Consider the following 6184-nt stretch of genomic DNA (forward strand, 5'->3'; position numbering starts at 1 on the left):
CGCCGGCCGCCCCGCCACCGGCGCCGGGCTCACCGACCCCGTCCTCGCCCGCGCCGCCCGCGGCGTGCTCGAGGGCGCCCTGCCCGCCGTGCCCGCCGCCCTGCGCCCGTGCGCCGAGGCGTGGGCCGCACCCGTCGCCGCCGGCCGCGACCCGGCCGCCCTCGTCCTGGACCGGGCCCGCCGCAGCGGGCCCGCCGCCTGCCTGACCGCGGAGGAACTGCGATGACCACCACCGGCACGCCCACCGCCGCCGACCTGCGGGTGGCCGTGGACGCCCTGCAGTCCGCCCGCCGCTCCACCCTCGCCCTCACCGACTTCGACGACGCCGAGCTGACCGCCCAGCACTCCCCGCTGATGAGCCCGCTGGTGTGGGACCTCGCCCACGTCGGCCAGCAGGAGGAGCACTGGCTGCTGCAGGTGGCCGACCCCGGGCGCGACCCCGTCTTCCACCCCGCCGTCGCCCGCCTCTACGACGCCTTCGAGCACCCCCGCGCCACCCGCACCCGGCTGCCGCTGCTCGACGCGCGCGCCTCCCGCCGCGCCCTCGCCGACGTGCGCGCCCGCGTCCTGGACGCCCTGCCCGGCGCGCACGGGCTCTGCGTGGACACCTCCGCGCCCGCGCTGCGCCGCGCCGCCCGCGCCCACCCGCGCGCCGCGGCCCTGGGCGCCGACGCCTGGCGCGCCCTGCCGCTGGCCGACGGCTGCGCGGACCTGGTGACCACCGTGTTCGCCCCGCGCGGGGAGGCGGAGGTGGCGCGCGTGCTGCGCCCGGGCGGGGCGTGGGTGGTCCTCACGCCGCTGCCCGCGCACCTGGAGCAGGTGCGCGGCGCGCTGGGGATGGTGGCCGTGGAGGAGCGCAAGCAGGAGCGCCTGGCCGCCGACCTGGCCGGGTTCGCCCCCGCCGCCCAGCGCGAGCTGTCGCTGCAGCGCCCCCTGGACCGCGACGCCCTGCGCGACCTGGTGCTCATGGGCCCCAGCGCCCACCACGTCGACGCCGCCGGGCTCGAGGAGCGCCTGGCGGGCCTGCCGCCGGTCGTGGACGTCACCGTCGCCGTGCGCCTGACCGCCGTCACCCGCCCGGGCTGAGCGGGCCGACCGGTCGCACCGCGCGCCAGGACGGGGCGCGGTCCCCTCACGGGGCCGTCCGGCGGGTGCGCGCCCCGCGGCGCCGGCGCAGCGCGCCCACCACGGGCGCGACGATCGAGGTGAGCACCGCCACGCCCGCGACGGTGTAGGCCAGGGAGCGGATCCACGGCAGGGAGTCGGCGGCGTGGCCGGCCAGCACGAGCAGCGCCCCCCACGTCAGCGCCCCCACCACGTTGGCGGTGGCGAACGCGGCGTACGGCATGACGGCGGTGCCGGCGATGATCGGCGTGAACGCCCGCAGCCAGGGGATGTAGCGGCAGCCCACGACGGCGAACCAGCCGTAGCGCTCGTAGAAGGCCTCCGCGCGCGGCAGGTGCTGCGCGGCCCGGCCGGCGCGGTGCAGCAGCCAGGGCCTGCCCAGGCGCCGCCCCGACCAGTACCCCACGGTGTCGCCGAGCACCGCCGCCAGCGTCACCCCCACCACCAGCACCGGCAGCGACAGCGGGCTGCCCTCGCGGGCCGAGAGCAGCCCGGCGGTGAACAGCACGGTGCTGCCGGGCAACCAGAAGCCCACCAGGGTGCCCGTCTCCGCGAAGACGATGCCGAACACCAGCGCGTAGGCGCCCAGGGCGCCGAGGTGCTCCAGCTGGGGGTCGGCGAGCTGCGAGAGCCAGTCGGACACCCCGCGATCCTCGCACCCCGACCGGGGCCGGGCCCGTCCGGCGGGTCGGCTCAGCCGGGCGCGCCGGTGCCCGCGGGCCCGTCGGCGAGGGCCGCCAGGCGGGCGCGCTCGGCGTCGCTGAGGCGGCGCGGGCGCCCGGCGGCGAAGTCGTAGGAGACGCACGTGGTGCTGGCGCGCACGTGGGGGCGCTCCCCGCCGCCCTCGGGTCCCGGCGCGAGCACCTCGTAGCGCACCTCGAAGCTGGCCCCGCCCACGCGCCCGGTCCACAGCTCCACGGCGACCGGCTCGGGGCGGTAGTCCAGGGGCAGCAGGTAGTCGACCTCGTGGCGGGCGACCACCATGCCGGTGGCGAGCATGGGCGCGGAGCCGTCGGCCGCGGGCACCCCGAAGGCCCGCACGCGCGCCTCCTCCAGCAGCCGCAGCACCTCCACGTTGTTCACGTGGCGGTAGGCGTCCATGTCGCCCCAGCGCAGCTGGAGCAGCTGTCGGGAGCGGGGCACCGGGCCATCCTGCCCGGGGCGGCTCAGCGCTGGTTCTCGGGGGTGGCCTCGTCCACGCGCACGACCTGCTGCGGCAGCGCGGCCCCGGCGCGGCGCTGCTTGCGGCGGGCGTTGAGGACCTCGAGCACCACCGGCAGCACCGAGATCGCCACGAGCACCAGCAGGCCGACCTCGATGTTCTGGCGGATGAAGGCGATGCCGCCGAGCAGGTAGCCCAGGACCGTCACGCCGGTGCCCCACAGCACGGCGCCGATCGCGGAGAACGTGAAGAAGGTGCGCCGCGGCATGCGACCGGCGCCGGCGGCCACGGTGATGAAGGTGCGCACCACCGGCACGAAGCGGGCCAGGATGATCGCCCGCGCGCCGTAGGTGGCGAAGAACTCCTGGGTCTTCTCCACGTGCCCGCGCTTGAAGATCCGCGAGTTCGGCCGGTCGAGGATCGCCGGGCCGGCCGCGCGGCCGATCTCGTAGCCGCAGACGTTGCCCAGGAGGGCGGCCGCCGACAGCACCAGGCACACCAGCCACAGCGCGTGCGGGACGTGCCCCTCGTGGGTGAACAGCCCCACGGTGAACAGCAGCGAGTCGCCGGGCAGGAAGAAGCCGATGAGCAGGCCGCACTCGGCGAACACGACGGCCGCCGCCCCCCACAGCGCCGCGGCGCCCAGGGTGTCCAGCAGCGTGGTGGCCTCCAGCCAGTCCGGCAGCAGCGCGGGGGCGGCAGCGGGCAGCGAGGCCGAGATCTCGGCGAGCAGGGGCACCTCCCCAGGGTAGGACCGCTGCGGACCGGATCGGGCCGTGCGGGCCGAGGATCAGCCGTGAGGCTGACGGGGAGGTCCTGCGGACGGGTGCCTCCTCCGCCCGTCGGTGGATGCGCGGACGCCCGCGGCGCCGCCGTCCGGGGGACGGGGCGCCGCGGGCGTCGCGGGGGGCTTCAGACCGTGCGGGCGGTGGGGTCCCAGTCCGCCGGCAGCGGCTCGGCCGCCTCCACGGTGCTGGTCACGTCCACGAAGCTGCGCGTGCGGATCGACTCGTCGATCGAGATCAGCACGTCCACGACGTGGTGCGCCAGGGCGCCCTGCACGCGGTGCGGGCGGCCGGCGCGGATGGCGCGGGCCATCTCCAGCGCCCCGGTGCCGCGCGTGGACAGCGCCTTGGTGGAGGCCAGCAGCTCCCACTCCTCCGAGCCGGTGCGCCGGATGCGCACGTCGCCGTCGAAGTTGTTGGGGTCGGGCACCTCCAGGGTGGCCTCGGTGCCGGTGATCTCCACGAAGCCGTGCCGCTGCAGGGGGGAGTCGAAGCTGAGGATGCTCTGCGAGCTCTGCCCGCCCTCGAACTGCGCCAGGGCGCTGACGTGCGTGGGCACGGTGACCTCGAAGCTCTCCCCGGCCTTGGGGCCGGAGCCGATGACGCGCGAGGCGCGCGACCTGGAGCCGACCGCCGCGACCGCCGCCACCGGCCCGAACGCCTGCACCAGGAGGGTGAAGTAGTAGGGGCCGATGTCGAACAGCGGGCCGGCGCCGTGCTGGAAGAGGAACGCCGGGTTGGGGTGCCAGGACTCCGGGCCGGGGGACTGCATGAGCGTCAGCGCCGTCAGCGGGGTGCCGATGTCGCCGCGGCGCAGCGCCCCCAGCGCGGTCTGCAGGCCGGTGCCGAGGAAGGTGTCGGGCGCGCAGCCCAGCCGCACCCCGGCCGCCGCGGCGGCCTCGATGAGCTGCCGGCCGCCCTCGCGGTCCAGGGCCACGGGCTTCTCGCTCCACACGTGCTTGCCGGCGGCGATGGCCTGCAGGGACACGTCGACGTGGGCGGCGGGGATCGTCAGGTTGATCACGATCTCGACGTCGTCGTTGCCCAGCACGGCGTCGATGCCGCCGTGGTGGGGCACGCCGTGCGCCTCGGCGCGCGCCTTGGCCGCCTCCGGGAAGAGGTCCCCGATGGCGTGGACCTTCACGTCCGGGAAGCTGGTGAGGTTCTCCAGGTAGGTGCCGGAGATGACACCGGCGCCGATGATGCCGATGCCGACGGGGCCGGTGCGCGGCTCGGGGGCGCTCACGCGGACACCTCCGCGCCGCGCTGCCCGGCGAGGTAGGCGTAGCCGCCGGCCACGGCGTCGAAGACGTCGCCGGTGGTGTCGTCGAGCTCCACGACGCCCAGCTGCACGCCGGAGGAGGCGGCCAGGATCGCGGCGACGTCGAGGGAGCCGGCGCCGAGGGCGACCTGCTGCTTGGTGTCGCGGGTGCCGTCGCCGTCCTTCAGGTGCACGGCCTTGACGCGCTCGCCGAGGCGGCCCAGCAGCGCGGCGGGGTCCTGCCCGCCGACGGCGACCCAGTAGGTGTCGACCTCCAGGGCGACGGCGTCGTCGAGGGAGTCGGCGAGGACCTCCAGGGCGGTGCGGCCGCCGATGAGGTTCTCCAGCTCGAACCAGTGGTTGTGGTAGCCGATGGTGACGCCGGCGTCGGCGGCGCGGCGCGCGGCGGCGTTCAGCTCCGCGGCGATCGCGGCCACGTCCTCGGCGGTGGTCCAGCGGGCGGGGTCGACGAACGGCTCGACGACGAGCGTGGTGCCGGTGGTGGCGGCCGCGGCGAGGACCTCCTCGACGTCACCGCCCACGACCTTGGCGTGGGAGCTGGGGGCGCTCAGGCCGTGGGCGGCCAGGCCCGGGGCCAGCTTGGGGGCCCACTCGGTGAGCCCGAACGGCTCGACCTTGCGGAAGCCGATCGACGCGAGGCGGCCGAGGGTGCCCTCGGGGTCGGCCGCGAGCGCGTCGCGGACCGTGTACAGCTGCACGGAGATCTTGTCGGTGTCGAGCACGTCGTCCTCTCGGGTCTTCGCCTGGTCCGGTCGGGGGGCGCGACCCGCGGGCGACGCTGCCGAACCGGTTCAGCACACGGTAGGGGGCGCGGTGCGCCGGGCGCCAGCCCCTCCCCCCGGCTGCTCCGCGCGGGTGCCGCCGCGGGGTCGCGCACCCCCGCCGCCGGTTACCGTCGGGGCGTGACCGCCGACCTGAGCGACGAGCAGCTGCGCTTCCTCCAGGAGACCTTCGACCTGGCCCGCGGGGGCCGCACCGAGGCGCTGGCCGAGCGCCTCGACCTCGGCGTGCCGGTGGACCTGACCACCTCCGGCGGCGACACGATGCTGATCCTGGCCGCCTACCACCGCCACGAGGGCACCGTGCGGCTGCTGCTGGAGCGCGGCGCGGACCACGCCCGCGTCAACGACAAGGGGCAGACGGCGCTGGGCGCGGCGGTCTTCCGCCAGGACGAGGCGGTCGTGCGCGCGCTGCTGGCCGCCGGCGCCGACCCCGAGCTGGGCCGGCAGTCCGGCGTGGCCGTCGCGCAGGTCTTCGAGCTGCCGCACATGCTGGCCCTCCTGCGCGAGGGCTGACGCAACCGCGGCGCCCGCGCGCCGCCCGGGCCGCGGTTGCGGCGGCTAACCTGGCCGCCGTGCCGCAGTACCGGATCCGCGAGGTCGCCGAGCTGCTGGGCGTCTCCGACGACACCGCCCGCCGCTGGGCCGACTCCGGCGCCCTGCCCGCCGGCCGCGACGACGCCGGCAGGCTCGTCGTGGACGGCGCCGCGCTGGCCGCCTTCGCCGTCGAGCACGCCGCGGCCGCCACCCCCGACACCACCCGGGTGGCCCGCTCCGCGCGCAACCGCTTCGCCGGGCTGGTCACCCGCGTCGTCGCCGACGGCGTGGTGGCGCAGGTGGAGATGCAGTGCGGCCCGCACCGCGTGGTCTCCCTCATGAGCCGCGAGGCCGCCGAGGAGCTGGGCCTGGAACCGGGCAGCCGCGCCACCGCCGTCGTCAAGGCCACCACCGTCGTCGTCGAGACGCCCGAGGGGGGCCGCTCGTGAGCGCGCGCGCCGCGGCGCCGCGGTCCGCCGCGGCGGCCGCCGCGCTGGCCCTCGCGCTGCTGCCC

8 protein-coding genes and 1 pseudogene are annotated in these 6184 nt (G+C 77.1%); 4 read left to right on the forward strand and 5 right to left on the reverse strand.

Annotation, left to right across the window (positions count from 1 at the left end; all coding sequences use genetic code 11):
• Positions 1-226, forward strand: a pseudogene (locus tag GTR00_RS11845) (hypothetical protein); the annotation flags it as partial.
• Complete coding sequence (locus GTR00_RS11850; protein ID WP_166611828.1) at positions 223-1086, forward strand: DinB family protein; 864 nt, start codon at positions 223-225, stop codon at positions 1084-1086. The pseudogene GTR00_RS11845 and the gene GTR00_RS11850, both read left to right, overlap by 4 nt.
• Positions 1087-1132: 46 nt before the next feature.
• Here the strand turns inward: GTR00_RS11850 and GTR00_RS11855 are convergent, their stop codons facing one another.
• From GTR00_RS11855 to GTR00_RS11875, 5 genes are all read right to left on the reverse strand, one after another.
• Positions 1133-1768 (reverse strand): DedA family protein, encoded by a 636-nt coding sequence (locus tag GTR00_RS11855; protein ID WP_205705622.1) that lies wholly within the window; start codon positions 1766-1768, stop codon positions 1133-1135.
• A gap of 50 nt (positions 1769-1818) precedes the next feature.
• Positions 1819-2268 (reverse strand): acyl-CoA thioesterase, encoded by a 450-nt coding sequence (locus GTR00_RS11860; RefSeq protein ID WP_323132426.1) that lies wholly within the window; start codon positions 2266-2268, stop codon positions 1819-1821.
• Positions 2269-2291: 23 nt separating this feature from the next.
• Positions 2292-3026, reverse strand: coding sequence for a DedA family protein (locus GTR00_RS11865; RefSeq protein WP_166611829.1), 735 nt, complete (start codon positions 3024-3026; stop codon positions 2292-2294).
• 173 nt (positions 3027-3199) lie between these two features.
• Positions 3200-4318 (reverse strand): Gfo/Idh/MocA family protein, encoded by a 1119-nt coding sequence (locus GTR00_RS11870; RefSeq protein WP_166611830.1) that lies wholly within the window; start codon positions 4316-4318, stop codon positions 3200-3202.
• The gene (locus GTR00_RS11875; protein WP_323132427.1) at positions 4315-5076 is read right to left on the reverse strand and encodes a sugar phosphate isomerase/epimerase family protein; all 762 of its coding nucleotides are present in this window, start codon (positions 5074-5076) and stop codon (positions 4315-4317) included. Before GTR00_RS11875 ends, GTR00_RS11870 begins: the two co-directional genes overlap by 4 nt.
• Positions 5077-5256: 180 nt before the next feature.
• On the opposite strand from GTR00_RS11875, the gene GTR00_RS11880 reads away from it, so the two are divergent.
• The gene (locus GTR00_RS11880; protein WP_166611831.1) at positions 5257-5649 is read left to right on the forward strand and encodes an ankyrin repeat domain-containing protein; all 393 of its coding nucleotides are present in this window, start codon (positions 5257-5259) and stop codon (positions 5647-5649) included.
• Between the two features lie 59 nt (positions 5650-5708).
• Positions 5709-6119 carry a TOBE domain-containing protein gene (locus GTR00_RS11885; protein ID WP_166611832.1) on the forward strand — a complete coding sequence of 137 codons (411 nt, stop codon included), beginning with the start codon at positions 5709-5711 and terminating at the stop codon, positions 6117-6119.
• The last annotated feature ends 65 nt before the right edge of the window (positions 6120-6184 follow it).

This window comes from Kineococcus indalonis, assembly GCF_009906395.1.
Lineage (GTDB): Bacteria > Actinomycetota > Actinomycetes > Actinomycetales > Kineococcaceae > Kineococcus > Kineococcus indalonis.